The 25,571-nt window shown below is 64.3% G+C and carries 20 protein-coding genes, 2 tRNA genes and 1 pseudogene; 15 read left to right on the top strand and 8 right to left on the bottom strand.

Going from position 1 to position 25,571, the window contains the following annotated elements; genetic code table 11:
• Positions 1-476: 476 nt before the first annotated feature.
• From A1351_RS05535 to A1351_RS05520, 4 genes are all read left to right on the top strand, one after another.
• Positions 477-1,967: a gamma-glutamylcyclotransferase family protein gene (locus A1351_RS05535; protein WP_064032460.1), complete on the top strand. Its 1,491-nt coding sequence runs from the start codon at positions 477-479 to the stop codon at positions 1,965-1,967.
• Positions 1,968-2,113: 146 nt separating this feature from the next.
• Positions 2,114-2,572 (top strand): YaiI/YqxD family protein, encoded by a 459-nt coding sequence (locus tag A1351_RS05530; RefSeq protein WP_064032459.1) that lies wholly within the window; start codon positions 2,114-2,116, stop codon positions 2,570-2,572.
• 78 nt (positions 2,573-2,650) lie between these two features.
• Complete coding sequence (gene mutL, locus A1351_RS05525) at positions 2,651-4,495, top strand: DNA mismatch repair endonuclease MutL (protein WP_064032458.1); 1,845 nt, start codon at positions 2,651-2,653, stop codon at positions 4,493-4,495.
• A gap of 147 nt (positions 4,496-4,642) precedes the next feature.
• A complete protein-coding gene (locus tag A1351_RS05520; RefSeq protein ID WP_245291580.1) occupies positions 4,643-5,710 on the top strand; it encodes a hypothetical protein in 1,068 nt (355 codons plus the stop codon).
• Between the two features lie 150 nt (positions 5,711-5,860).
• Here the strand turns inward: A1351_RS05520 and A1351_RS05515 are convergent.
• A pseudogene (locus tag A1351_RS05515) lies at positions 5,861-6,235 on the bottom strand (YidB family protein); the annotation flags it as partial.
• A gap of 176 nt (positions 6,236-6,411) precedes the next feature.
• On the opposite strand from A1351_RS05515, the gene A1351_RS05510 reads away from it, so the two are divergent.
• Both A1351_RS05510 and A1351_RS05505 read left to right on the top strand, forming a co-directional pair.
• Positions 6,412-6,903: a DUF4265 domain-containing protein gene (locus A1351_RS05510; RefSeq protein WP_024880791.1), complete on the top strand. Its 492-nt coding sequence runs from the start codon at positions 6,412-6,414 to the stop codon at positions 6,901-6,903.
• A gap of 136 nt (positions 6,904-7,039) precedes the next feature.
• Positions 7,040-7,786: a YebC/PmpR family DNA-binding transcriptional regulator gene (locus A1351_RS05505; protein WP_024880790.1), complete on the top strand. Its 747-nt coding sequence runs from the start codon at positions 7,040-7,042 to the stop codon at positions 7,784-7,786.
• Between the two features lie 71 nt (positions 7,787-7,857).
• Here the strand turns inward: A1351_RS05505 and A1351_RS05500 are convergent, their stop codons facing one another.
• The gene (locus A1351_RS05500) at positions 7,858-8,196 is read right to left on the bottom strand and encodes an integration host factor subunit alpha (RefSeq protein WP_024880789.1); all 339 of its coding nucleotides are present in this window, start codon (positions 8,194-8,196) and stop codon (positions 7,858-7,860) included.
• A 231-nt stretch (positions 8,197-8,427) separates the two neighbouring features.
• Positions 8,428-9,252 (bottom strand): carbon-nitrogen hydrolase family protein, encoded by an 825-nt coding sequence (locus A1351_RS05495; RefSeq protein ID WP_024880788.1) that lies wholly within the window; start codon positions 9,250-9,252, stop codon positions 8,428-8,430.
• 161 nt (positions 9,253-9,413) lie between these two features.
• On the opposite strand from A1351_RS05495, the gene A1351_RS05490 reads away from it, so the two are divergent.
• Positions 9,414-9,490: transfer RNA gene (locus A1351_RS05490), tRNA-His, on the top strand.
• 180 nt (positions 9,491-9,670) lie between these two features.
• Here A1351_RS05490 and A1351_RS05485 read toward each other — a convergent pair.
• Together A1351_RS05485 and A1351_RS05480 are read right to left on the bottom strand one after the other, a co-directional pair.
• Positions 9,671-10,849: a DUF5666 domain-containing protein gene (locus tag A1351_RS05485; protein ID WP_064032455.1), complete on the bottom strand. Its 1,179-nt coding sequence runs from the start codon at positions 10,847-10,849 to the stop codon at positions 9,671-9,673.
• Positions 10,846-11,709 (bottom strand): DUF6502 family protein, encoded by an 864-nt coding sequence (locus A1351_RS05480; protein ID WP_024880786.1) that lies wholly within the window; start codon positions 11,707-11,709, stop codon positions 10,846-10,848. The genes A1351_RS05485 and A1351_RS05480 overlap by 4 nt, the downstream gene beginning before the upstream one ends.
• Positions 11,710-11,936: 227 nt before the next feature.
• On the opposite strand from A1351_RS05480, the gene A1351_RS05475 reads away from it, so the two are divergent.
• Genes A1351_RS05475 through A1351_RS05470 form a run of 3 tightly spaced genes read left to right on the top strand, consistent with a single transcriptional unit; the run spans position 11,937 to position 14,181 of the window.
• Positions 11,937-13,418, top strand: coding sequence for a glycosyltransferase family 1 protein (locus tag A1351_RS05475; protein WP_245267371.1), 1,482 nt, complete (start codon positions 11,937-11,939; stop codon positions 13,416-13,418).
• A gap of 39 nt (positions 13,419-13,457) precedes the next feature.
• Positions 13,458-13,601, top strand: coding sequence for a hypothetical protein (locus tag A1351_RS24470; RefSeq protein WP_157096124.1), 144 nt, complete (start codon positions 13,458-13,460; stop codon positions 13,599-13,601).
• A gap of 40 nt (positions 13,602-13,641) precedes the next feature.
• Positions 13,642-14,181 carry an NYN domain-containing protein gene (locus A1351_RS05470; protein ID WP_064032454.1) on the top strand — a complete coding sequence of 180 codons (540 nt, stop codon included), beginning with the start codon at positions 13,642-13,644 and terminating at the stop codon, positions 14,179-14,181.
• A 27-nt stretch (positions 14,182-14,208) separates the two neighbouring features.
• Here A1351_RS05470 and A1351_RS05465 read toward each other — a convergent pair whose 3' ends face one another.
• Positions 14,209-15,423, bottom strand: a complete 1,215-nt coding sequence (locus tag A1351_RS05465; RefSeq protein ID WP_064032453.1) for an MFS transporter — start codon at positions 15,421-15,423, stop codon at positions 14,209-14,211.
• Between the two features lie 303 nt (positions 15,424-15,726).
• Between A1351_RS05465 and A1351_RS05460 the strand changes: the two genes are divergently transcribed.
• The 3 genes from A1351_RS05460 to A1351_RS05450 all read left to right on the top strand — a co-directional run bounded on the left by A1351_RS05460 (position 15,727) and on the right by A1351_RS05450 (position 18,604).
• Positions 15,727-16,653 (top strand): MBL fold metallo-hydrolase, encoded by a 927-nt coding sequence (locus A1351_RS05460; protein ID WP_024880782.1) that lies wholly within the window; start codon positions 15,727-15,729, stop codon positions 16,651-16,653.
• A gap of 207 nt (positions 16,654-16,860) precedes the next feature.
• On the top strand, positions 16,861-18,420 hold the full coding sequence (locus A1351_RS05455) for a leucyl aminopeptidase (protein WP_024880781.1): 1,560 nt from the start codon (positions 16,861-16,863) through the stop codon (positions 18,418-18,420).
• Between the two features lie 108 nt (positions 18,421-18,528).
• Positions 18,529-18,604 (top strand) — tRNA-Glu (locus tag A1351_RS05450).
• Positions 18,605-18,764: 160 nt separating this feature from the next.
• Here the strand turns inward: A1351_RS05450 and A1351_RS05445 are convergent.
• Positions 18,765-20,132 (bottom strand): HAMP domain-containing sensor histidine kinase, encoded by a 1,368-nt coding sequence (locus A1351_RS05445; protein ID WP_024880780.1) that lies wholly within the window; start codon positions 20,130-20,132, stop codon positions 18,765-18,767.
• Positions 20,129-20,821 carry a response regulator transcription factor gene (locus tag A1351_RS05440; protein ID WP_024880779.1) on the bottom strand — a complete coding sequence of 231 codons (693 nt, stop codon included), beginning with the start codon at positions 20,819-20,821 and terminating at the stop codon, positions 20,129-20,131. Before A1351_RS05440 ends, A1351_RS05445 begins: the two co-directional genes overlap by 4 nt.
• A gap of 837 nt (positions 20,822-21,658) precedes the next feature.
• Here A1351_RS05440 and A1351_RS05425 point away from each other — a divergent pair.
• Positions 21,659-23,917: a TonB-dependent siderophore receptor gene (locus tag A1351_RS05425; RefSeq protein ID WP_051592532.1), complete on the top strand. Its 2,259-nt coding sequence runs from the start codon at positions 21,659-21,661 to the stop codon at positions 23,915-23,917.
• 461 nt (positions 23,918-24,378) lie between these two features.
• Positions 24,379-25,464: an LPS export ABC transporter permease LptG gene (lptG, locus tag A1351_RS05420; protein WP_024880775.1), complete on the top strand. Its 1,086-nt coding sequence runs from the start codon at positions 24,379-24,381 to the stop codon at positions 25,462-25,464.
• Positions 25,465-25,571 lie beyond the last annotated feature (107 nt).

Here is a 25,571-nt window from a genome sequence, read left to right as displayed (position 1 = left end):
GCGTTTTCGGATCCGCGAATCCTGGGTTTTCACATTCAGGACCCGATCGCTTCCAAATGCCTGGGCTCACGGAACGGCTCTCGCCCTCCCTATGGACGGGAGAGAAACGCCGGTCCGGCGACGCGCCGCCTGTCCAGGGACGGGGGTCGCCGTCCCGGATGGAGCCGGCCCCCGCCCGCGTTCCACGACCCGAGGAACGCGCCCTTTCGTCGACGGGAGCGAGGGGAGGATAGGAATATTTTCAGGATGCGTCAAGGGCCGACATAGAGGCGATTCGGCTCTCGAGCGGAGGTGCGCAATCCTCCCGCAAAGCGGGGTCGGACGAGGGTCAGACGGCGAAGGGAAGAGCTGCGACCCATTAGCGGACATCCCGCGGATACGCATCGGATTTTGAAAGCTCAGCAACATCGGGCTATTGTTGAGGGGTTCCGCTGATCCTTTGCGGCGGTGCGACGAGCCCATCGCGGGGAACGATCGTGTTGAAAGCTACCGAAGAAGAGATTGAAAATGTCCGGGAATACTTTGAATGGCAGGCGCCCGACCTCGAAGTGACCTTCATGCAGAAGGTCTACTCGGAGGCCGTCCTGAACACCCGCCACGACGTATGGGACATTCACACAAACAAGGATCGCTGGTGGGTCATCACGGGTGGCACAAACCTCTACTCTCAGGAGCAGTTCCCGAATATGGACCTTGCTCTGACCTTCCATATTGGCCTGATCCTCCGCATCCCGCGTACGGAAGAACAACAAGAAGACGATCTACGCATCCTTCCGTTCGGTCCCATCTTCGAGAAGATGGAAGAAGCCGGGACTGCCGTGACACAGGCGCATAACCTTGCGGGCTATCAGGCCGTCGGCGTCCGCTGCCGCGAGGTGCTACTCGAACTGATCGGCGTCGCGCAGGACGCAGCAATGTGGACCGACACACCCCCTCAGCGTGCGAACTTCCGCGCGTGGACGGAGATTATCTGTAACAATCTTTTGGCGGGCGACACCAACAAAGAGCGTCGCGGGGCCCTCAAGGGTGCGCTTGAGTCCGCATGGACGTTTTCCAACTGGCTGACGCACTCTAAGTCGGCCACCTGGATTGACGCCGACATGGCGCACGCGTTGACCCAGCATGCCAGCGGGATGGCAGCCTCATTGATTCTCCGCGAATTGCGCGGTGTGCCTGAGGAATGCCCGAAATGCGGATCGCCGCATCTCGAACCCGAACAAGGCGAAAATACCGCAGCGCCCGGCGTACTTTGGGAACGACCGCGCTGCGACGACTGCGGATGGACCGGCAGGCTCGTTCCAATCCTCGACCTTGAGAATGATCAGTCGATCATCACCCGCGAAGGCGAAAATTCTGACGAGCACGGCATCATGACAGTGCCCCTGCGCACGATCCTTAAGCCGGGCGATCCGCCGATCGAGCCGCTGAAGCAAACAGAGACCGGGCCACCGGAGCCAGTCGTCTATTTTGCCTACGGGTCTAATATGTCGACCGCCCGACTGTCTAAGCGCATGCCTAGTTGCAAGCCGCTCGGTACTGCTGCCTTGCCGGGTCATGTGCTTCGCTTCCATAAGCGCAGCATAGACAAGTCCGGGAAGTGCAACGCATTTGCCAGCGGCGACGAAAATTGCGTGATCGGAGTCCTATTTAGCTTCGACCCCGCCGAGCGTGCCAAGCTAGATGAGGCCGAGGGCGTCGGCAGCGGCTACGAGCACGCGATGGTCACGGTCATCAATGACAAAGGTCGCAGGCGGAAGGTCCTTACCTATCTGGCCGCCCTCGACTACATCGACGACAGCCTCAAACCCTATGGCTGGTACAAGGACTTTGTCCTTGCAGGTGGCAGGGAACACGGCCTGCCACCTGAATATATCGCGGAATACATCCAGTCTGTTGAGACGATCGAAGATCCCAACAAGTCAAGGGACGAGAAGCGGCGAGTCACGCTCGGAAGTCCCGGGCGCTGAGGCAACGGTGTCGGTGCGAGATGTCGGGAAGACTGCGGACCCGATGTCCCCTTCTAGCGAAATCTCCCCGTTCGTGAACGGGAAAGAGTGAACGGGAACGTCCTCCGATCGGGCGACGACCGACGCCCGATCGGCTAGAATGCGTCATGGCGATCAAAATCTACATCGACGGCGACGCGTGCCCCGTGAAGGATGAGACGTATAAGGTCGCCTCTCGCTATGGGTTGCAGACTTTCGTCGTCTCCAACAGCTTTATGCAAATTCCGCGATCGCCGATGATCTCGCGGATCATCGTCGAGGCCGGAGCCGACGCGGCCGATAATTGGATCGCCGAGCAGGTCGCCGCCGGAGATGTGGTCGTCACCGCCGATATTCCTTTGGCCGCACGTGTATTGGCGAAGGACGCGCACGCCATCGCGCCCTATGGCCGCGCCTTCACCAAGGATTCGATCGGTCTGGCGCTCGCGCAGCGCTCGCTCATGGAGCATATACGCTCGACGGGCGAGGTCACTGGCGGGCCGCCGCCGTTCTCCTCGGCCGCCCGGTCGCAGTTCCTTCAGGCCTTGGACCAGGCCATCGCCAGAGAGAGAAGACGGCGGCGATAGGCCGGCGTCCCCGCCCCATTTCACCGAATCGCGCCCCTCCTATAGATTGCCGGGCTCCATTCACCGCCGGCTCCCTTCATGCGCGTTCGCCGTCTCGATCCCATTCTCGTCGATCGCATCGCCGCCGGCGAGGTGATCGAGCGGCCGGCTTCCGCCGTCAAGGAGCTGGTCGAGAATGCGCTCGACGCCGGCGCCTCGCGCATCGACGTCGCCATAGAGGCGGGCGGGCGGCGGCTCATTCGCGTGATCGACGATGGATGCGGCATGAGCGCCGAGGATTTGGCGCTCGCCGTCGAGCGTCACGCCACGTCGAAAATCCCCGATGGCGATCTGACCGCCATAGCGACGCTCGGCTTTCGCGGCGAGGCGCTGCCCTCCATCGCCGCCGTCGCGGATCTGACGATCGACGCGCGCGCCGCCGGCGCCGAGGTCGGCGCGCAGATAAGGGTGGAAGCGGGGGAGAAGCGCGGGCTCAAGGCCAGCAATTGGCCCAAGGGCGCACGGGTGGAGGCGCGCGATCTCTTCGCGGCGACGCCGGCGCGGCTCAAATTTTTGAAAACCGAGCGGGCGGAGACGGCGGCCGTCGCCGATGTGGTCAAACGGCTGGCCATGGCCAATCCGGCCGTGCGCTTCTCCTTCGCGGCGGATATGGGCGCTTCCTTCGATTATCCCGCCTGCGGCGCCTCCGAGGAGGGGCGGGCGCGGCGCATCGCCCAGGCGCTGGGGACGGAATTCGCCGATAATGCGATCGCGCTGCATGCGGAGCGCGAGGCGTTCCGCCTCGAGGGGCTCGCCGGCCTGCCGACCTTTCATCGCGCCAATGCGCTGATGCAATATGTCTATGTGAACGGCCGCCCGGTGCGCGACAAGCTGTTCTCTGGCGCGATTCGGGCCGCCTATCTCGATTTTCTCTCGCATGACCGCCATCCGGCGCTGGCGCTGTTTCTCGAATGCGATCCGCGCGTCGTCGATGTGAATGTGCATCCGGCCAAGGCGGAGGTGCGCTTTTCCGATCCCGGCCGCGCGCGCGGCCTGGTGGTGGGCGCGCTGAAGGAGGCGCTGGCCTCGGCGCTCCATCGCAGCGCCGACACGCCGGCCCGCGCCGCGCTGGATGTGCTCGCCGAGCGGGCCAGAACGCCCGGGCGGGAATGGTCGGCCGCTTCCGGCGCGGGCTTCTCTTCCTTCGGCGGGCCGCCGCGCAGCCGGCCGCTCGACTGGAATTTGCGCAGCTCGCCCAGCGCCCCGGCCGGCTTTGCGGAGCCGCCGCAAGCGGCTTTCGATGTGGGGCCGCCTTCGGCCGACGCGCGGCCCGCCGCCGCGCCGCCCGCGGCCGCCGCTGTGGAGAACCCGCTCGGCGCGGCGCGGGCGCAGCTGCACGAGACCTATATCGTCGCGCAGACCAAGGACGGGCTCGTCATCGTCGATCAGCACGCCGCCCATGAGCGGCTCGTCTATGAGAAATTGAAGGCGCAGCGCGAGGCGGAGGGCGTCGCCCGCCAGCTGCTGCTGGTTCCGCGCGTCGTCGAGCTGGATGCGACGCGGCTCGACGCGCTGCTGTCGGCGCAGGAGGAGCTTTCCGCCCTCGGCCTGGCGCTGGAGCCTTTCGGCCCGGGCGCCGCGCTGGTGCGGGAGACGCCGGCGGCGCTCGGCGACATAGATGTCGGAAGGCTCATCGAGGATATCGCCGATCTCCTCGCCGAGGAGGGCGACGCGCGTGGGTTGACGCGGCGGCTCGATGCGCTTTTGGCGCGCGTCGCCTGTCACCATTCGGTGCGCGCCGGCCGCCGGCTTACGGCCGAGGAGATGAATGCGCTGCTGCGCGAGATGGAGAAAACGCCGGGCGCCGGCCAGTGCAATCACGGCCGGCCGACCTATGTGGAGTTGAAGCTCGCCGACATAGAAAAGCTGTTCGGCCGCGGCTGATCGGCGCGGGACGCGGAAAAACCCTTAAGTCCGGGCGCGGCCGAGCGCTTTGATTTCAAGTCGGCGACGTGGCATTGTCGCGGCGCGACATTCGGCGCCCCGAAGGGAAATGACAGCGCCCGAGCCAGAGCGAAGGAACGCCGCGTCTTGATCGAACAAGCGATGTTTTTCGCGCTCGGGTTCCTCGCGGCCGGGCTGTTCACATTGATGTTCCTGCCCGCCTTCTGGCGGCGGGCCATGCGTCTGTCGCTGCGCCGGCTGAATATGCTGACGCCCCTCTCGATCGAGAAAATGGTGGCGGAGCGCGATCTGCTGCGCGGCGAGCTGGCCGTGCGCTATCGCCGGCTCGAGCAGCAGATGGCGACGGTCCGATCGACCAGGGCGCAGGATATGGTCGAGATCGGCCGCAACGCCGCGCGCGTCGCGCAGCTCGACGGCGAGCTGACGCAGGCTCTCGCGCGCGGCGATGAGTTCGAGCGCAAGTTCAACGAGACCAGCGGCTTCCTCGAGGAGCGCACAGCGCTGCTGCAATCGACGGAAACCGCGCTGCACGACATGACCGATCGCGTCGAGACGTTGATCTACAATCTGCGCAATGTGGAGATGGACAAGGAGCAGCTCGCCCGCCTCAGCGAGGAGAGCCGCGCCGAGGTCGTGACCCATGAGTCGAGCATCGCCAGCCTGCATGTGCAGAACGCCGAGCTGCGCCAGCGGCTGGATGCGCTGCAGATGGAATTCGCAACCGCCTCCGCCGTGGCGGAGCGTCTGTCCGCCGTCGACGGCGTGCTGGCGCGCACGACGCGCGAGCTCGACGCCGCCGTGCTGGAGACTGCCGATCTGAAGAAGGATCTCGACGAGACCCGCGCGCGGTTGGCGGCGTCGGAGCACAGCTCCGCGGCCGAGATCGCGCATCTCGAGGCGGCTCTGCGCGTCGCCCGCGCGGAGGAGCGCGACCACGCCGATCGGCTGGAGACGGCGCGTTCCGACAATGCGCTGCTGCAAGGGACGATGGACGCGCTGCGCAAGGAGCATGCGAGCCTGCGCGAGACGATGGCGGCGGCCCCGGCCGCAGCGCCCGCCGAGGCGGCGGCGACGGGCGACCGCGAGGTGCTGGTGCTGCGGCAGGCGATCGTCGATCTCGGCGCCAGAATGGCGGAGATCGCCGCCGCCACGGCCGCCGATCCCGGCGAAGCGGCCCAGTCGAAGCGGGCCTGAAGCGAGCACGAGCGGAGCTTTAGCCCCGCCCGGCGTTCTTCCGAGCCTTCAGAGTGATTCCGGTTCATATTGAACCGGAATCACTTTCGATCTCCTTGTTCTGTCGTGTTTTCTTCACGCGAACCGGTTCCCACTTCGCTCGAAAACACTCTAGTGCTGCTGGGGCGGCAGCTTGCCTTCCGGCGTCGCCTTGTCGACGACCTTGGGCAGATACTCGGCTAGCGCCGCCGAGACCTTGTCCATCGGAATGCCGAATTTATTGCCGAGCTCCTTCACCCGATCGGAGCCCAGCGTCTGCTGCACCTGCTCGGCGGAGATGGGCATGTTCGGGCCGGTGCCGACCCAGGACTTGACCTTCTCGCCGTAGCCGCTCTTCTCGAAGTCTTGGAGCACGTTCTGCAAGCCGCCGCGCTTCTCGATATAGCCATTGATCAGGGAAGCGAGCTCGACGCCGATCGCGCCGCCGATGATTCCGTCCAGCAGACCCATTGTTCGTCCTCCTTGGCAGAAGCTGGGGCGCCATGATCCCGAGGGGCCATAGCGACGCTGCTCACTTAGGGCGCGGCGTGGCCGCGTCGATGCGGCGCGCCGCCGCGAAGGGGCGGGGAAGCGGCGGCGGGCGACGAATTGACGTCGAGCCCCCGGCTCGGCTAGGGTTTCTCCTTATCTTCCGAGACTTGCATTTCAGGGAAGGGGCGAGGGTGGAAAGCAAGCCGAAAGTCTTGTTTCCGCTGGACCCCGAGGACTGGCACGGCCATGCGTCGGAAACGCTCTGGGCCGAGCCGGTGGAAGGAAGCGGCTGGACGCGGTTCCGGCTGCTGAACTCCCCTTATTTCGTGACCGGGGTGTCGTTCCGCGACATTGTGATCGCCGTCCCCAGGGCCGACGGCCATGTCTTCGACTTCAAGGGCTTGGTGCGGAGCGGCGGCCATTCGACCTATATGCTGCTGATCGACGGCGAGGAGGTTCTGGCCGGCTCCGACTGGCGGCTGCTCAAGGCGATGGGCTGCTCCTATGAGAGCATGCATATCGACCTCAACGTCGGGCGCAAGCTGCTGCTGAGCGTCGATATTCCAGACAAGGTCGATATCGCCGAGGCGCATGCGATCATCGCGGAGGGCGAGTCGAAAGGCTTCTGGCTCTATCAGATCGGCTCCTCCACTTTCGAAAGGGAGACGCCGCTGCTCTCGTGAGCGGCGCCTGTGACGGCGAAAGCTCGAGGCCGCGTTTTCACGCTGCTTCGCCTTCCTTTATTTCCGCGCGGCGCCGGCGTATATGACGCGGCGACGCCCTGCGGGGCAGGAAAGCGGAATTTCAAGGGCCGGGACGATGGCGGGACATAGTCAGTTCAAGAACATAATGCATAAGAAGGGCAAGCAGGACGCGATCCGCTCCAAGCTCTTCTCCAAGCTCGCCCGCGAAATCACCGTCGCCGCCAAAATGGGCCTGCCCGACCCCAATATGAACGCCCGCCTGCGCGCCGCCGTGCTCGCGGCCCGCGCCGAGAATATGCCCAAGGACAATATCGAGCGCGCCATCAAAAAGGCCTCGGGCGCCGACGCGGAGAATTACGACGAGGTGCGCTATGAGGGCTATGCGCCGGGCGGCGTCGCCGTCATCATCGAGGCGCTGACCGACAATCGCAATCGCACCGCTGGCGAGATTCGCTCCTATTTCACCAAGGCGGGCGGCGCGCTGGCGGAGACCGGCGCCGTCTCCTTCATGTTCGATCGCGTCGGCCTCATCGAGTTTCCGCGCAAGGCGGCCTCTGAGGACGCGATGATGGAGGCGGCGATCGAGGCCGGGGCCGAGGATGTGGCCGTCGGCGAGGAGACGCATGACATCATCACCTCGGTCGAGGGCCTGCGCGACGTCGCCAAGGCGCTGGAGGCCAAATTCGGCGAGCCGAAAAAGGCCGCGCTGGTTTGGCGGCCGCAGAATTCCGTCGCCGTCGATGATGAGGCGGGCGAGAAAATCCTCAAGCTGATCGGCGCCCTCGAGGACAATGACGACGTGCAGAACGTCTACGCCAATTTCGAGGTGTCGGACGCTCTGGTCGCCAAGCTGTCGGGCTGAGAGGCGAGGGGGCCGACCGGCCCCACTCGCATATTTGCGTTCCTCCCCGATCGATCGAGTGGAAGCGGCGGTCAGTCCGCCTCTTCCAAATGCTCGATCGGCAGCCCGTTCACCTGCGCGATGAGCACGGGCGAGGCCTTGAAGGTCAACACCTTGCGCGAGCAGATCGGCGCCTCCACGCCGGTCTTGGGATTGCGGCCGACACGCTCGCGCTTGGCGCGAACGTTGAAGCTGCCGAAGGATCGCAGCTTGACCGATTCCCCTCGCACGAGGGCTTCGCTGATCTCCTCGAAGGTGGCGTCGAGGATCTGGCGGGCTTCGGCGCGCGACAGCGTTGGACAACAGCTGTACACGGCCTCGCGCAGGGACGCCCGCGTCAAAGTGCGCCCTGGCTCGATTTTCTTCGTCATGCTACGGATGCGGGCGCAAGCCTGCCCGCTTCGCGGCTTTTGGTTCGCGAGGCCATTATTTTTTGCTCCCCCCTCTGCCGGCGCCTTTTTTGCGGCGCGCCGATCCTGTTTTGCGGATTGTCGGCAGTCTAAACAATAATGTAGCCACACTTTGCCGAATCGCGCAAGAGCGCCTGGGATTTCCCCTGAAGGCTCCGCTGGTTAGATCGTAAACGCAGCGCCCCCGCCCGTTCAAACGGGCAGGCTCACCCTATGGCTCGCGACGGGAATCATGGCGCGGACCTTACGGATGCGGTCACGGTCGATTCGCGTCGAGACGAGGCCGACGCCTTCCGAAGCGCGGGCGACGACATGGCCCCAGGGGTCGGCGATCAACGAATTGCCATAGCTCGCGCGGGTCTCGTGTCCCGCCTTATGCGCGCCGGTCTGATTCGGGGCGCAGAAATAGGCCTGGATCTCGATCGCCCGGGCGCGGGCCAGCACCTCCCAATGATCCTTGCCGGTGACGAGGGTGAAGGCGGAAGGGAGGGCGACGATATCGGCGCCCTTGTCGGCGAGCGCCTGGAAAAGATAGGGAAAGCGCAGATCGTAGCAAATGGCGCAGCCGATGGTGAGGCCCTCGCAATCATAGGTGACGACCGCATCGCCGGGCTTGAAGGCGGCGCTCTCGCGATATTGCGCGCCGTCCGGGGCGGTGATGTCGAACATGTGAATCTTGCGGTAGCGGGCCACTTCCTTGCCGCTGCGGTCGAAGGCGACCGTGGTGTTGTGGAGGCGCTCCTCGCCGGGGACCTTCTCGAGAATGGAGCCGGCGTGGATGAAGACGCCATATTCGCGGGCGAGGGCGCTGCAGAGCGAATAGGCGGGGCCGCCGGGCAGCTCCTCGGCGGCGGCGGCCTTGTCGGCGCGATTGCCGCCGATGAAGTCGAAAACCTCCGGCAGACAGATCCAGTCCGGCCGCTCCTCGCGAACGGCCTGGTCGATGAGCGCCCGGGCGGCGGCGAGATTGGCGGCTTTGTCGCTGACCGAATTCATCTGGACCAGGGTGACTTTCATCGCTTCACGTCTCACGGGCTGGAGGGGGCGGCGCCGCCGCCATGGGAGGCGACATTCTAGACCGGCGCGGCGATCGCGAAACGCGGAAATTTTCGCTTCCCTTCCTGCATTTCTGCATTGCATTGGCGCGACGATGCTTCTAGTTTCCGCCCCGCCGACGTGCCGCCATAGCTCAGTTGGTTAGAGCACCAGATTGTGGATCTGGGGGTCCCCCGTTCAAGTCGGGGTGGCGGTACCATTCAAGCTGCTGAAAAATAGAGGCTCTTGGCTTCCGCGGGCGCAGCCGTGACGTGGCTGGCGCGGTCTCGAATCTCGCCGTTCGGCGCTGTCTCTCCGCGCGTGAATTTGTCAGTCGCTCGCAACGCGCTCTAGCTGCGTCGCGACCCTCCGCCGCCGCCTCCGATTTTACACGCGCAAATCACCGCCCCGGCCGTCCGACGCCGGGGCTCGGCGCGCCGCCGCCGCCGCCGAAGCCGCCCGGCCCAGACGGAAAGCCGTGACCGACCGGACCCGTCGGAATTGCAGGAGTCCCGTAGCCGCCCGGCGCGCCCGGAGAGTCTAGGCCGGATGGAAATTGGACGCCGACGCCAGGGGATGCGTCCGCGGGCCGGCGCGTCGGGCTCGGCGGCTCGAGGTTCTCGCGCTGCTCCTTGGCGGCGCCGCGCTTGCCGAGCGTCTCGCTCGTTCTGAGCGAGCGAATCGACCAGCCGCCCGCCGCTGTCGCATCTATGTCGACGACCGCGCGCGCCACGCCCTGGAAGGAAAGATCATGGCCGCCGCCGAGCGTCAGGCCGCTCGCGGTCTTCACTGTCGCGCCGCGCCGCTCGAGATAGGTCTCCACCAGAAAATTGCTCGGCCCGCGCGGGAGCCAGGCGTCGGCGGATGTCGAGGTCACATCCAGAGTTCCATCCGCAGCCGCGCCGCGCACCAATATGCGCTGGCCGAGCATGGCCTCCGCGACGCCGGACAAGGTCTGCGCGCCGATCGCGAGCCGGCGATCCGACGCGCGCGCGACGACGCCCACGAGCTGGGCGGCGCCGGGCTCCACTCTTTCCACGAGGCTCGCGACGATCGTCTGATCCGGCAGGCGAAGACCGCTCACCGCCACTTGCTGGCCGATGGCGAAGGCGCTCGGCTTCTCGATTCTGGCGCCACGTCCGAATTCGATTCTTTGCCCGAGAACGCGCAAGCCATGGTCGAAGACTTGCTCCACCGGCCCGACGACCTCGCGCAGAATCTGAATTTTATTCGTGGTCGATCGTCCGCCGTCGTTGAAGGCCACCAGCGAGACGACATGGCCGATGCGCAGATCGCCGACGCTCGCCGCGCGGCCGTCGATGCGCACCTCGGCGTCCGCAGGATAGGAGACGCGAAGCCCGTTGACGATGATGCTGCCGAAAGCGCGAATGGTTCCGACGACGCCGGTTCCGCCAATGCCATTGTCGCGGTCGGGTATGACGGAGATATAGCCGGTTCCGCCAATGCCATTGTCCTTGGGCTTGTCTCCGGCCGCCTGCACGCGCGTCACGGCGGAAGAGAGAAGCGAGACGAGCAGCGTCGCCAACTGCCGTCGGGTCGGATGGCGGAACGGGCTCACGAGCGCGCGCCCTTCTTTCCGCTCGCCGACTCGCCCGAAGGCCGCTCATCCTCGCGATACACATAGACGCCGAAGGTCCAGCGCCAGCGTCCCTCCTCGCCGCTGCGCTGGAGCGTCTGCGCTTCGCGATTTGCCGCGATCAGCCCTTCCATCGCCAGCTCGCGCGACAGCGCCTCGAGGCGCCGTGCGCCATCCTCCGAGAGGCCTTCATAATGAACGGCGCGCTCCATGAAGGGCGCCGGCTCCTGAATGATATTGGCGGCCGCCGCCGCTATGTGATCGTGGAGATTGCGGCCGAAATAGTAGAGCTGACGCTCGTCGCCCTTGTTGGGCGCGATCGCCGCCTCGCCGAGCACGACGCGTCCATCCGCATCGAGCGATGCGATTTTGCGATCGAGCCATTCGTCGAGCACGGCGCGCGGGCGCACGTCGCGCGTCACTTCCTCGACCAGCGATTCGAAGGTCGGACCGCGCCCTTGCGATCCCGCGCGCCGCAGCGGCGCCGGGGCGCCCTTCCTATCGGTGAAGCGCCGATCGCCGAGCCATAGCGCGACGATCTGCGACGTGCGCGAGACGCTGGCGGGAACGGTCCGCACCGGCGCGCCGGCCTCTCTGAGGCGCCGGACCTCCTTGCGGTGAATGCCGGTGAGCAGGCTGATGCGGCTGTCGGTCTGCTCTTTGTCCGGCAGAGCGAAGTCGTGAACCGCGACATTCACATAGAGCTCGCGCAGCAGATCGCAGAGCGCGGGAAATGTCGCGCCGTAGCGAATGAGCAGCCGCACGAGCGGACGCAGCAGCCGGGCGATCGGCTGTTGCAGACGCGCGGCGTCGGTAAGCCCATTGTCCTCGCTATCGGCCATGATCGAAGGTAACCCGGCGGCGCGTGGGATACAATCCCACGTGCTCTTGACAGGGTGGATTTTTGTTCGCAGAGTGCGTGGGATATTTTCCCACGCTGCGCGAAGGGCCGGCGAAGCGGGCGAATGTCACGCTTGAAACGCGCGTTCCCGACGAACTGCCGACGATGGCTCGGGTCGAGAGGCGCGAGACGACGGCGATCGTCGGAGCATTCGGGAAACTTCGAGCCATGAACATGCATGCAATGCCGGATTTTCTGAAAAACGCAGGCTCTGCGGGGCTCTCCGACGACATCGCGCGCCAGCAGGACGATGCGACGCGGATCGCGCTCTATCTCGCTGCGCAGATCCAGAAGGAGCATCTCGAGCTTCATCGCCAGCGCGTCGCCGGCGCCATCGATCCCGTCACCGCGCATTGCTATCTGAAGATCAAGGAATTCATCTGGACCGCGACGCGCCTCCTCGGCTTGGCGCATCTGCATGACGGCACGCGCAAGCGCATTCCCGCTCCGTCGCATCCGCGCAATCCGCTCGGCGGCGACGATCCGACTTGCGCCATTCTCGACTCCACATCGCCACGGCTCTTCATCGATGTGACGCCGACCTATCGACATGGCGGCAATCAGGGGATTCAGCGCGTCGTTCGCGAGATCGCCAAGCGTTCGATGCGCGGCGAAGGCGCGCTTCCCGTGGTGATCCAGAATGGACGGCTCGCGCCTTATTTCGAGCGCCGCGCGCCGCTGCCGCCGATAGAGTTTCGCAAGGGCGACAAATTCCTGATCTTGGACGCGAGCTGGCTGGTGACGGACGAATATGTTCCGATCATCGAAAAGCTGACGGCCGCCGGCGGACAGCTCGTCACTTTGGTCTATGATCTCATCCCGCTGACGCAGCCGCTCAGCGTCGCCGCGCCGATGACGGATCAATTCAAGACATGGTTCGAATCCATCGTGCTGAAGAGCGATCGCATCCTCTGCATATCGCGAAGCGTGGCCGATGACGTCGTCGCCTATATCTCGCGTGAGGGCGCGCGGACGAAGCCGGATCTGCGCGTCGGCTGGTGGCGGCTCGGCGCGGATTTCGACGAGCAGGCCGAAAAATCCGTCTCCGCCGAGGCGCGTGAGATAACAGCGGACGACACGCCCATCTTCTTGAGCGTCGGCACGCTCGAGCCCAGAAAAGCCTATCCGATCGCGCTCGAGGCCTTCGATATTCTTTGGCGCTCCAATGTCCTCGACGCGCGCTATGTCATCATCGGCCGTCCCGGCTGGCAGAGCGAGGCGCTTCAGCGCGACATAAAAGATCATCCCGAGCTCGGCCGCCGTCTCTTCTGGCTGAACGATGCGAGCGACGCCGATCTTCGACATTGCTATGAGCATGCCCGCGGCTTGATCTTTCCGTCCATGGTCGAAGGATTCGGCCTGCCGCTCGTCGAGGCCGGCCGGCGTGGTATTCCCGTCATCGCCTCGGATATTCCGGTCTTTCATGAAATCGCCGGACCCGATGTCCGCTACTTCGATCTTCTCGATCCGGTCGATCTCGCCCACGAAATTCTGCGCCTCTCGCGCGAGGCGCCGATGCGCGGCGAAGCCTCTTACCTCACATGGGACGACGCCGCGGACGCGCTGCTGGAGCTGGTGACGAGAGACGCCTATCAGGCGCGAATCGTCGGCGCGGCGAGCGCGCCCGGCTTCGCCGCGCATGGCCGATGAGCCGAGCGCTTTTTGAAACATCCTGCAAGAGGAGCTTGCATGAATCTATCGATCATCATGATGATCCAGCCGCTGGTCGAGAAAGCCGACGGCATTCTCCAGCTCTTGGCCAATGGGCTCGTCGTCGTCGATCTCGCCGGCTTTCTGCTGATTCTCGGAGCTCTCGTCTTTGAGCTTTTTTGACGTCGCCGTCCGAGCGGCGCATGCGAATACGAGACAGAAAATGCGATATTTCGATCGAAGCGCAATATTCATCGACGGCGCGAATCTTCATCTGACGGTCAGCTGTCTCGGCATAGAGCTCGACTACGCCCGGCTTCTGCGCGCGCTTCGCGGAAAGGCGTCCTCCGCCCAGGCTTTCTATTATGTGGCGTTGAGCGACACACAATCCAATGGAGCCATAAATCGGCTGACGGACTGGCTCGCCTATAATGGATATATCGTCGTCGCGAAGCCGATCGCGGAAACGGTCGATGGCTTCGGCCGCCGTCGATTCAAAGGCAGCATAGACGTCGATCTCGCCGTCGCCGCTATGGCGATGGCCGAGCATGTCGATGCGATGACATTGGTGTCGGGCAATGGCGCCTACCGATCGCTCATCGGCGCGGTCCAGCGCAAGGGCGTGCGCGTCTCCGTCGCTTCCACGATCAAGACGCATCCGCCGATCATCGCCGAGGAATTGCGACGCCAGGCGGATGATTTCATCGATATCGGCGCCATAGCGGACAAGATTCGACGCGCCTCGATCGAAACCATCGGCTGATCGAGAGGCCGAGGAGAGCGCGAGCGATCACGCTCGATCATTGCGCGGCTTTGCGTCGCCTGCCGGAAGGAAGATCGCGAGCAGTCCGATCAGCGGCAGGAAGGAGCAGATCTGATAGACGAATTCTATGCTCGTCCGATCCGCGAGCGCGCCGAGCGCCGCTGCGCCGAGGCCGCTCATGCCGAATGCGAAGCCGAAGAAGAGGCCCGAGACCGCGCCGATGCGATTGGGCGTCAGCTCCTGCGCATAGACGAGAATCGCCGGAAACGCCGAGGACAGCATGAAGCCGATCACCGCGCTGAGGCCGACCGTCGCCGGCAGGCCGACATAGGGCAGGGCGAGAGTGAAGGGCAGGACGCCGAGAATGGAGCCCCAGATCACGCGCTTGCGGCCGAGCCGATCGCCCATGGCGCCGCCGATGACCGTGCCTCCCGCCGATGTGGCGAGAAAGACGAACAGATAGATTTGCGAGTCCTGCGGCGACGTGTCGAAGCGGCTCATCAGATAGAAGACATAATAATTGCTGAGCCCGGCGAGATAGACGAATTTCGAGAACATCAGCGCGATGAGAACAGCGAGCGTGCGGCGGCGCTGCGCCGGTGAGAGCCCCACGCCGGCGCGCGTCGCCGCGCCGGACCGGTTGCGCGCATGGCCATTGTTGCGAATCCAATGTCCGAGCGGCGTCACCACGCAAATGCCGCCGAGCGCGACGAGCGCGAACCAGGCGAGGCTGCTCTGTCCGCGCGGAAGAATGAAGAAAGCCGCGAGCAATGGTCCGAGCGAGGAGCCGAAATTGCCGCCGACCTGAAACAGCGATTGCGCGAGGCCATGCGCGCCGCCCGAGGCGATGCGGGCGATGCGCGAGGATTCGGGATGGAAGATGGAGGAGCCGACGCCGAGCAGCATCGCCGCTGCGAGCAGCGCCGGATAGCTCGGCGCGAAGGCGAGGCCGAGCAGGCCGCACAGGGTCGAGCCCATGCCGACGACAAGCGAAAAAGGCTGCGGGCGGCGATCGGTGTAGAGGCCGACCAGCGGCTGCAGCAGCGAGGCGGTGATCTGATAGGCGAGGCTGAGCAGGCCGATCTGTCCGAAGTCGAGATCGAACCCGCCTTTCAGCAGCGGATAGATCGCCGGCAGCAGCGATTGCATCATATCGTTCAGAAAATGGGAGAAGCTGATCGCGCCCAGCACGGGAAATGCGGGCGCGCCGGCCTCCGGCCGATCGGCGACGGATCTGCTCAAGGGTGACGCCTTTCTCCCTCTGAGCGCGCGAGGACGCGGCTGAACGGAGGGAATTCCGACTCGGGGCTGCACGCCGTCCGAGGCGGCGATTCATAAAAGGCAAAGCCTTCGTCGTCCACCCGAAGACGCGCGCGTCGTCGCCGAGGGGAGGAAAATCGCCGCGCCGCGCGCGCGTCGTCGCTCGATTATTCTCTCCTGCTTTTGTCGGCGAGAATAAACGGCCTCGCCAAAAAATCGCTTGTCGGCGTGGATCGCATATGTCTATTTCCTAGTATATTAGTCAGCTAATGGAGCCTCCAGACGATGCATAAGATCGCCCGCGCCTCCCTCGTTCTCGCCGCGAGCGTTTTCGCTCTCGCGGCCGTGGCGCAGCAGCGCCCCGACTTCAGCAAGGTCGAAATCAAGACGACGCAGCTCGCGCCGAATTTCCACGTTCTGGAAGGGCAGGGCGGCGCGATCAGCGTTTTGAGCGGTCCCGAGGGCGTGCTGCTCGTCGACTCGCAATTCGCGCCGCTGACCGACAAGATCGTCGAGGCGATCAAGAAGATCTCCGACAAGCCGATCCGCTTCCTCGTCAACACGCATGTGCATGGCGATCATGTGGGCGGCAATGAGAATCTGGCCAAGCTCGGCGCGGTGATCTTCGCGCGCGATCAGCTGCGCGCTCGCCTCCAGAACCCCAATCCGGCGCCGGATGGAACGCCCGGCAAGCCCGCGGTCGCCGAGGCGCTGCCGGTTGTCACCTATGACAATCAGGTCACGATTCATATCGACGGCGAGCATGTGCGGCTCATTCCCATCCGCAACGCGCATACGGATGGCGACACGCTGGTCTTCTTCCCCGAGCACGACATTCTCGCCGTCGGCGATTATTTCCGCAGCACGGGCTATCCGGTCGTCGATCTCAACAATGGCGGCACGCTCGCCGGCATCATAGACGGGCTCGGCGCCACCATCGGCCGCGCCGGTCCCAACACCAAGGTCGTGCCGGGCCATGGCGCGATCGTCGGTCGCGATGCGCTCATCGCCCAGCGCGATCTCATCATCGCCGTTCGCGACAAGGTCGCCGCGCTCATCGATCAGGGCAAGACGCTCGAGGAGACCATCGTGGCAAAGCCGACGGCCGAGTTCGACTCCAAGGTTCCCAATGCGGAGCAGACATCCGAGCGCTTCGTCAAATGGCTCTATGCCGAGGTCAAGGCGGCCAAGACCAAGACGGCGGCGCGCTGAACCGAGACGATTTCCCCTCGACGCGAAGGCGGCCGGCGACGGCCGCCTTCGACTTATTTACGGCCCCGCTCTGGACGAGGGCGTCGCCGGCGGAGACCGCGGTCGAATTCTGACGAGCGTTGACCCTCGGCGCCGTCGGGACGATAGTGCGGCAACGACTCCGCGTAACCGCGGCAAGCGCCTGTTTTCCCTATGAGAGGTTAGAAGATGTCCGCCTATGTGAAAATCGAGACTGTGTCTTTCGGCGAGGTGGAGCGACGCCTTGCGGCGGCTCCGGAGGACGGCGGCAAACCTCTCGTCCTCGTCGCTCTCGCCGGCGCCAAGCTTCGCTTCGGCTCGGAATCCGAGACCATTCTCAAAGAGGCGCTTCCGCAGCTGAGCCGCGCCGCCGCCGCGGCGAAATTCACCGGCAAGCGCGGAACCTCGCTCGATCTCTACGCGCCGCAGGGGCTTCCCTCTGTCGGCCGTCTGCTCGTCATCGGGGTCGGCGCCGCCACTGAGGGCGATTCGGCCGACAAGGCCGAGGTTTTCGACGATTTCCTCGGCCTCGGCGGCCAGCTGGCCGCCAAGCTCGGCCAGGGCCAGAATGCGCTCGTCGTCTTCGATCCGCCGGAGGCCCCGGCCGATCCCGCCGCGGCGGCCGGCCAATTCGCGCTCGGCGCGGAGCTGCGCGCCTATAAGTTCGACCTCTACCGCACCAAGAAGAAGAAAGACGATACGGAGCGCGACGGCGCGAGCGACATAGCGCTCGCCATCGCCGATCCTGACGCCGCGCGCGCCGCGGTCGGGCAATCGCTCGGCCTCGCCGAGGGCGTCGTCATCGCCCGCGATCTCGTCAATGAGCCGGCCAACGTCCTCTTCCCGGAAGAGTTCGCGCGCCGCGCCGCCAAGCTCGCCGCTCTCGGCGTCGAGGTGGAGATTCTGGACGTTCCGGCGCTGCAGGCGCTGGGCTTCCGCGCGCTGCTGGGCGTCGGCCAGGGCTCCGTCCATCCGAGCCGCGTGGTGGTGCTGCGCTGGAACGGCGGCGCCCCCGGCGCGCAGCCCATCGCCTTCGTCGGCAAGGGCGTCTGCTTCGACACCGGCGGCATCTCCATCAAGCCCGCCGCCAGCATGGAGGATATGAAGGGCGACATGGCCGGCGCCGCGGCCGTGACCGGCCTTCTCCACGCGCTCGCCACGCGCAAGGCCAAGGCCAATGTCATCGGCGTGCTCGGCCTCGTCGAGAACATGCCCTCGGGCGAGGCGCAGCGGCCGGGCGACATCGTCACCTCGCTCTCCGGCCAGACGATCGAGATCATCAACACCGATGCGGAAGGCCGCCTCGTGCTCGCCGACGCGCTCTGGCACGTGAAGGACAAATACAAGCCCGCCTTCATCATCGATCTGGCGACGCTGACGGGCGCCATTCTGGTGGCGCTGGGCCAGGAGCACGCCGGCCTCTTCTCCAACAATGACGAGCTCGCCGGCCGCATCCTCGACGCGGGGAAGGCGACCGGCGAGAAGCTCTGGCGGCTGCCGATGGGGCCGGCCTATGACAAGCTCGTCGATTCGAAATTCGCCGATATGAAAAACACGGGCGGCCGCCACGCCGGCTCGATCACGGCGGCGCAATTTCTGGAGCGCTTCGTCGACAAGACCCCTTGGGCGCATCTCGACATCGCCGGCACGGGCATGGGCTCCCCGGCCTCCGACATCAACCAGAGCTGGGCTTCTGGCTGGGGCGTGCGGCTGCTGGACCGCCTGGTGAAGGATTATTACGAGGCCTGACGAGACCGGCCGCCCCGCCGGGCTTCGGCGGGGCGGTGAATGACGAGCAATTTGGTTCGGATAACCTCTTGCTCGACCGACCGGAGCAGTCTATAGACCCCCTCGTCCGCTCCCTTCGTCTAGTGGCCCAGGACGTCGCCCTCTCACGGCGAAAACACCGGTTCGAGTCCGGTAGGGAGCGCCAATAAAATCAAGCGGTTGGAATTTAGTCTCGCGCCCGAGGCCGTGGCGCGTCCGTGGACCGGCGTCCAAATTCGGCGTCTGTGCCGCCACGCCCGCGGCCTGCCGCGATCGCGCTATTCCCCATCATTCGTCAGATGGCGCTGAGCCGATCAGAATTTCTGTCACTGCGATAGCGTCAGCGCGATTTTGAACGTCGCGCCGCCGCCGGGAGTGTCTTCGACCCAGATGCGGCCGCCATGAGCGTCCATAATTTCTTTGGCGATCGCGAGGCCGAGGCCCGTGCCGGACGTCGTTTCGGTTTTTCGCCAGAAGGCTTCGAAGACCATTTCGCGAAGGGCGGGCGCGACGCCTTCTCCATGATCGATGATCGCGACGATTCCGTCATCATCGACTCGAACCACAATCGTTCCGTCTTTCGGCTCGGCGCGAAGCGCATTGTCGATGAGATTTGTCACGACGCAGTCGATCGCACGCTGATTTCCACGCACGAGCATCGACGCCCCGCTGCTCTCGAAATCGATGAATCGATTGCAATCCATCGCGAGCGGCAGAAAGTTGGACACTATTTGCCGAACCGATCGCTCGAGATCGATGCTTTGATCGAGCGTCGTCTGGCCTTCCGTCAGCCGCGCGGCGACCAGCATTTGTTCGACGATCGACCGAAGCTGGCTCGCCTCGCCCAGCAATTCGCTCTTGAGCGTGGACGCTTTCGCATTCTCCAAGCGCGCGCGCATTATGGCGAGCGGCGTGCGCAATTCATGCGCCGCATTGGCGGTGAAGCGCCGCTGTCGCTCCACCCCCGCATCGAGGCGCATCAAAGCCTCGTTCATTCCCTCCACCAAAGGCGCGATTTCGACGGGAACGCCGCTCGTCGGCAATCGCTGGCGCAATGAGTTCATGTCGATTCGCGCGACTTCGCCGACGATCGCTCGCAAGGGCGTCAGGCCGCGCCGCACGACGATCCAAGCGACTCCGACTGTCGTCAGCATGCCGACGATCAGATAGGCGCTGACCCAGGCGAGATCGTTCTTAAGGGAGAAAAATATGTCTTCGGGCCGAAATTTTTGTCCATAGAGCGCAACTTGCATCAGGCCTATGGGCGTCTTGCGAAACATCATATGACCGGAGCTGCCCGGCCATTGGTCGTCGCCCATGGTGAAATGGAGATGATCGGCGCGGATCTCGGCCAAGCTCGCCAATTTGGAGACGAGCTTCGGGGACGAGCCCGCCAAAGGCCGCATCCGCACCGGATCGAACACGGCGAAGAGCAGGCCGGGAACGCGCTGCATTTCGAGTTGCAGGCCGCGCGTCGGCTCGATTTTTCCGAGGCCGTCCTCTCCGCGCGCTAATGAGTTGTCCACGAGAGCGGTTACGCGAACAGACGCCATTTCATCGAATGACGCATTGAATCCGCCGACATTGGCCAGTCCTAGAACGAACATCACGATCCAGGCGAACACGAATGCGGGAATTTGCGCGGCCGTCAGCAGTACGGTAACGCGCAATGCGAGCGACGGGGCGTTGGTCACGCCTCGTCCTCATTCGATTTCGATTCCCGAATGATGTAGCCGAGGGAGCGAGCCGAATGAATTTCGACGCCGGCTTTCAATTGGGTCAGGCGAACGCGCAGGCGCGACACCTGCGACGTCAGCGCGTGGTCCTGCGCCTCGATCTCGTTTCCGTAGAGCTGGGCGTTGAGCGCTTCTCGCGAAACGACGCAATTGGCGCGACGCAGCAAAGTCTCCAATAGGATCAGCTCGCTGCGTGGGAACAGAGCGGGTCGACCGGCGATCGACACTGTGCGCTCGTCCAAATCGAGGGACAGCGTCCCGAGCTCGATCGGCGGGCTCGGCTGATCCCTGCGCCTTCGAAGATGCGCGCGAATGCGGGCGATCATTTCGTCGAGGTTGAACGGCTTGGTGAGATAATCGTCGGCTCCGGCCTCCAGTCCGTCGATTTTATCGTCGATCGCATCGAGCGCGGTCAGCATCAGAATGCGGATCGCCGGCTGCTTCTTTCGCAGCAGGGCGATCAGAGAGATGCCGTCTCCGTCGGGTAGTCGCCTATCCAGCAAGGCGAGCGAATAAGCATGATCCTCGAGCGCGATGGCGGCATCCTCTTTCGTGCCGACTCGATCGACGCCATAGCCGGCGCGCTCGATCCTGGCCGTCACTTCGGACGCCAAGGCCGCATGATCTTCCACCAAAAGAATTCGCATGGGCGCCGCTCCCAGCTGTCATCGATGCGCGGCTCGAGCGACGAGCGTCCGAAATACGCATCCTCCGTTTTCATATCGAAGGAGAGCCGCCGGGAAAAGCGCTCGGCGAGATGCGTTATGGAGCGAGTCTCATACACGTCGGCCTCGAGACTGTGGCGCCGGCGCCACAGCTTCCGCCTTTTTGATGTATTTTTAGGGCCGCGAGGTTCCCGAGACACTTCGCTCTTAATGCTCGAGCTCACGACCCGAGGCGTCGCCCTGGCCAAAGCCGGAGGCAAACATGCTATGGCATTGGCCGAACGGGTCTTTTGAGACATGGGCAGTCATGATGATCGCGCGAGAGGGCCAGCAAGCGGAAAGGCGCCGACGACCGGCGTTTTCTGCGTTCCTCTTCGGCATTTTGGCTCTGTCCTTCGTATTCCTCAGCCTCGCCGCGGGGCCGTCTTCGATCCCGTCTCTCGCGCGGGTCGGCGATGGCGGTTTCGCCATCTCCTTTCGCGGCGCTCCTTGCCTGGCCGACCGGCATAGGAGTGATGCGCCTCCCGCAAAAACTGGCGATCATTCCCAGTGCTGCGTCCTCTGCGGCGCGCGCGATTTCGACGGCGCGACGCTCGCTGGCGCGACGCAGAAGAGCGAGGCGTTCGCGCCTCGGCCGGCGCTCGTCGTCGCTGCGGTTCGGCAGCGTGAGACAAGGGTTCGCCCGCCCACGGGTTGGGCCAGCTCCTGGTCGTCACAGGCGCCGCCGATTTTCTCCTGACCGGCTGAACGAAGACCCTCGGGTCCAACCATCTCGTCACCGTTCATGCGGGCGTCGATCGCCGCGCAAGGAGATATTCTATGCTTCGTTCCATCCTGTTGCGCGGCGCATCCGCCGGCGCGCTCATGGCCTTGTCCTCGATCCATCCCGCTCTGGCGCAGGAGTCGTTGCCGGCGATCGACATTGGCGCTGCGGCGGGGCCAGTGCGGCCCACAGCGCAGTCTGCGCGCGCCGAGGCGGAAAAGACCAGCTACCACCCCAAAAGCGCAACAACGGCGCTCAAGACCAATACGTCCATCATGGAGACGCCGGTCTCGGTGCAAGTCGTGCCGCAGCAGGTGCTGCTGGATCAACAGGCGACGACGCTGGCGCGCGCGGTGGACAATGTCAGCGGCGTTCGCTCATTCGATTCCGGCTATATCGGCGGCAATGATCAATTTCAGATCCGCGGCTTCACGACCCCCTATGTCTATACCGATGGGCTGCGGTTGCAGAGCGGCCTGCCCGGAACGTCGTCACTGATCAATGTCGAGAAGGTCGAGGTTCTCAAGGGGCCGGCCTCCATCCTCTATGGCCGCGCGGACCCCGGCGGCATCGTCAACGTCGTCACCAAGCAGCCCGAGGCGGTTCCGCATTACGTCATCCAGCAGCAAATCGGTTCGTATGATTCCTACCGAACGACGCTGGACGCCACCGGTCCTCTGACGAAAGACGATACGCTGCTCTATCGGCTGACGGCGGAGGCGGATCTAGAGCATTCTTTTCACGAGACGAACTATTCACGAAATTACTTCGTCTCGCCGGTCGTGCGATGGAATATCGACGCCGCGACACAAATAACATTCAATCTGCAATATGGCCGTCAAGCCATTCCCTTCGATGTCGGCACGTTCGGATTCACCAAATACGATCCGCTCTCATTGGTGTTCGGCGTGGGTCCGGCGGCCTTTCTGCCGCGCGAGCGCGCATTCAACGATCCGAACTCCTCGATGAATGTCGAGACCGTGAAATACGGTTATAATTTCTCGCATAAATTCTCGGAGGATTGGACGCTGACCAATCGCTTCGAAGGCATTGTCTATCACTCGGACAATTACTTGGTGGTTCCGGTCGGATTCGCAGCCAATTCGCCGACGCAACTGAGCCGCGTCGCGATCGCCAATAGCGGCGTGCGAGACAGCGTGAATTTAAATCTCGATCTCACGGGAAGATTCGAAACCTATGGCGTCGAGCATTCGGTGCTGGTCGGCGGCGATTACTTCTCCAATCGGGCGTTCAATCCATTTTTCGGCGCATCGAAAATTCGGCAGTCGAACATCGACTATCTGTTTCCGATCCATAGCGTCACGCCGACCACTCTCAGCCAATACAATAGCTTCCTTCCCGGCTCGACCTCGATCAACCGAGAAGACTGGTACGGATTCTATGTTCAAGATCAGCTGAAGCTTCCCTACAATCTGTTCGTGTTGGCCGGAGCTCGCTACGACCGCGCCATCACGCATTCGAACGCCTATGACGGAAACGGCGAGCAGCTCGGCAATAATTCTCAACGCGTCACGCCGCGCTTCGGCCTGCTGTGGCGGCCGATCGAGGAAGTGAGCCTCTATGGCAGCTATCTCGAGAACTTCGGCTCCGCCGGCGGCGTCTCCGGCCCCGCCGGGCCGACACAGCAAATTCTGCCTTCCGAGACTGCGCAGCAATGGGAGGTCGGCGTCAAAACCGAGCTGTTCGACAAGCGCCTCACTGCGACTTTGGCCTATTACAATCTCATCAAGCAGCATGTCGGCGTGTCGGACCCCGATCCGACCAGAGCCGCTCTCGGCTACCGCGTCGCGACGGGCGAGATTCGCAACAGAGGCGTGGAGCTGGATGTCGCAGGCGAGATTCTGCCCGGTTGGAAGGTGATCGGCGGCTATTCCTATATCGACTCGATCGTCGCCAAGGACGAGGGCGTCGTCAGCGATCCGCTCGGCAATACGGTCAGCTTCAAGGGCTTCACCGGCTTCATCCCGGCGGATGTGTCCCGTCACATGGGCAATCTGTTCACGACCTACGAATTGCAGGACGGCGATTGGAAGGGCCTGAAATTCGGCGGCGGCGTCAACGCCCGTAGCAAATCCTACGGCGACAGCCTGAACAGCTATCATGTTCCCGGCTACGCCATCTTCAATCTGCTCGCGTCCTATAGCTGGAACCTCTACGGGACCAAGCTGACCGCGCAGCTCAATGTCGAAAATCTGGCCGACACGCGCTATTACCCCACCGGCAACCGAGGTCAGTTCCAGATTGGCGTCGGAACGCCGCGAACGTTCAAGGGCTCCATCCGCATGGAGTTCTGATGGCCTCTCGCGCCCTCCGGGCGCGGGCGCATCGCTGGATGGGCTCGGCGATGGCGGGATTTCTCGTCATTGTCGAGCTGACCGGCGGCATGCTCGCATGCGGCGAGATATTGGCGTCCGCAAGCGGAATCGACGCGGCAGGAGGGCGCCGAACAGCTCATCGAGCCGGGGAGTACGACGCCCGGCCGAAGCGATGGGGAGGGGCGCGGCGATATTCCTGAGGGTAGCGGCGGCGGGCGGGCGCTTTGCCCAGGAAAAGCCTCGAGCGGGGGGCAGCTTGCCTTGGCCGCCGATCGACCCTGGCGCCGGCCTCGGCTTGCGCCGCGACGGCGGAGCGTCTAGCCAAGCGGCTCGGAACAGGCGCGCCGACGGCGGGGCGCATCGGGGGGAGGGCGGCGACAGGCGATGGCGATCGATTCTGCGCGACATGTGCCGGCGCCGTCGCGCCGCGCGAGGGCCGCATGATCGGCGTCACCATCACGCGCTATCTCGCCGCGCGCTTCACCAAGACGATCATGGCGATCTTCGTCACCATGTTCTGCCTGATGTTCGTCGTCTATTTCGTGGAGCTGCTGCGGCGCGCCGGCGACGTTCCGCAGGCGGGGGCCGGCACGGTGGCGCTGATGACGCTGCTGCGCGTCCCGGCCACGGCGGAGATGATTCTCCCCTTCGCTGTCCTGTTCGGCTCCATGGCGACCTTCGTCGACCTCACCCGCAAGCTCGAGCTGGTGGTGGCCCGCGCCTCCGGCATGTCGGTCTGGCAGTTCCTGCTGCCGCCGGCGCTGGTGGCGGCGACGATCGGGATCGTCTCGGTCACACTCTATAATCCTGTCTCCGCCATGATGAAGATGCGCTCCGACCAGATGGAGCTGGATCTTTTCGGCGTCGAGGGCAGCGTGCGCATCGATCACGGCAAATGGTTCCGCCTCAATGGCGTCGACGGCCAGGCGATCATGCATGCGGTCGATGTGCGGGCAGGGGGGCTCGCGCTCGATGGCGTCAGCGTCAATGTCTATCAGAAGGACGGAGTCTTCCTGGAGCGCGTCGAGGCGCATCGGGCGCGGCTGCAGGCCGGGGTCTTCGTGCTCGAGGACGCCCGCGTCAGCGCGCCGGGGGAGGAATCGCGCGCCGTCGGCTCCTATCTGCTGGCCACCGATCTGACGCCCGAGCAGCTCGCCTCCGCCGCCACGCCGCCGCAGGGGGCGCCCTTCTGGGATCTGCCGCGACTCGGCGACAGCAGCCGCGACGCCGGTCTCGATCCGACCGGCTATGCGCTGCAGTTTCAGACACTTCTCGCGCGACCGCTGCTGCTCGTCGCCATGGTTCTCGTGGCCGCTTCCTTTTCATTAAGATTCTTTCGATTCGGCGGAATCGCGCGGACCATTTCGGGTGGCGTCGCGTCGGGCTTCGTGCTTTATATCGGCACGAAAATCTTTTCCGATCTGGGTGGCGCAGGCGTCATAAGCCCGCTCGTCGCTGCTTGGTCGCCTGCTCTCGTCGGAAGCATGTTGGGTGCGCTCGCTCTCTTGCATTCGGAGGACGGCTGATGGGCCTTCGCCGTCGTCGCCGCACTCGCGAACATAGGCCGAGCGCGGAGCGCATCCGCTCCGCGCAAGCCTCGTCGCGTCGCGTCTCAAACATCATCCCCATTCTT

This window comes from Methylosinus sp. R-45379 (assembly GCF_001644125.1).
Lineage (GTDB): Bacteria > Pseudomonadota > Alphaproteobacteria > Rhizobiales > Beijerinckiaceae > Methylosinus.
Note: the sequence above shows the minus strand (reverse complement) of the source record. Positions and strands in the feature narration are given on the sequence as shown.

Bases quoted from the DNA above. Each gene is read 5' to 3' on its own strand.
- A1351_RS05530 (WP_064032459.1), top strand. From the start codon at position 2,114: ATGGCGATCAAAATCTACATCGACGGCGACGCGTGCCCCGTGAAGGAT.
- mutL (WP_064032458.1), top strand. From the start codon at position 2,651: ATGCGCGTTCGCCGTCTCGATCCCATTCTCGTCGATCGCATCGCCGCC.
- A1351_RS05505 (WP_024880790.1), top strand. From the start codon at position 7,040: ATGGCGGGACATAGTCAGTTCAAGAACATAATGCATAAGAAGGGCAAG.
- A1351_RS05500 (WP_024880789.1), bottom strand. From the start codon at position 8,196: ATGACGAAGAAAATCGAGCCAGGGCGCACTTTGACGCGGGCGTCCCTG.
- A1351_RS05495 (WP_024880788.1), bottom strand. From the start codon at position 9,252: ATGAAAGTCACCCTGGTCCAGATGAATTCGGTCAGCGACAAAGCCGCC.
- A1351_RS05480 (WP_024880786.1), bottom strand. From the start codon at position 11,709: ATGGCCGATAGCGAGGACAATGGGCTTACCGACGCCGCGCGTCTGCAA.
- A1351_RS05475 (WP_245267371.1), top strand. From the start codon at position 11,937: ATGAACATGCATGCAATGCCGGATTTTCTGAAAAACGCAGGCTCTGCG.
- A1351_RS24470 (WP_157096124.1), top strand. From the start codon at position 13,458: ATGAATCTATCGATCATCATGATGATCCAGCCGCTGGTCGAGAAAGCC.
- A1351_RS05470 (WP_064032454.1), top strand. From the start codon at position 13,642: ATGCGATATTTCGATCGAAGCGCAATATTCATCGACGGCGCGAATCTT.
- A1351_RS05460 (WP_024880782.1), top strand. From the start codon at position 15,727: ATGCATAAGATCGCCCGCGCCTCCCTCGTTCTCGCCGCGAGCGTTTTC.
- A1351_RS05455 (WP_024880781.1), top strand. From the start codon at position 16,861: ATGTCCGCCTATGTGAAAATCGAGACTGTGTCTTTCGGCGAGGTGGAG.
- A1351_RS05440 (WP_024880779.1), bottom strand. From the start codon at position 20,821: ATGCGAATTCTTTTGGTGGAAGATCATGCGGCCTTGGCGTCCGAAGTG.
- A1351_RS05425 (WP_051592532.1), top strand. From the start codon at position 21,659: ATGCTTCGTTCCATCCTGTTGCGCGGCGCATCCGCCGGCGCGCTCATG.
- lptG (WP_024880775.1), top strand. From the start codon at position 24,379: ATGATCGGCGTCACCATCACGCGCTATCTCGCCGCGCGCTTCACCAAG.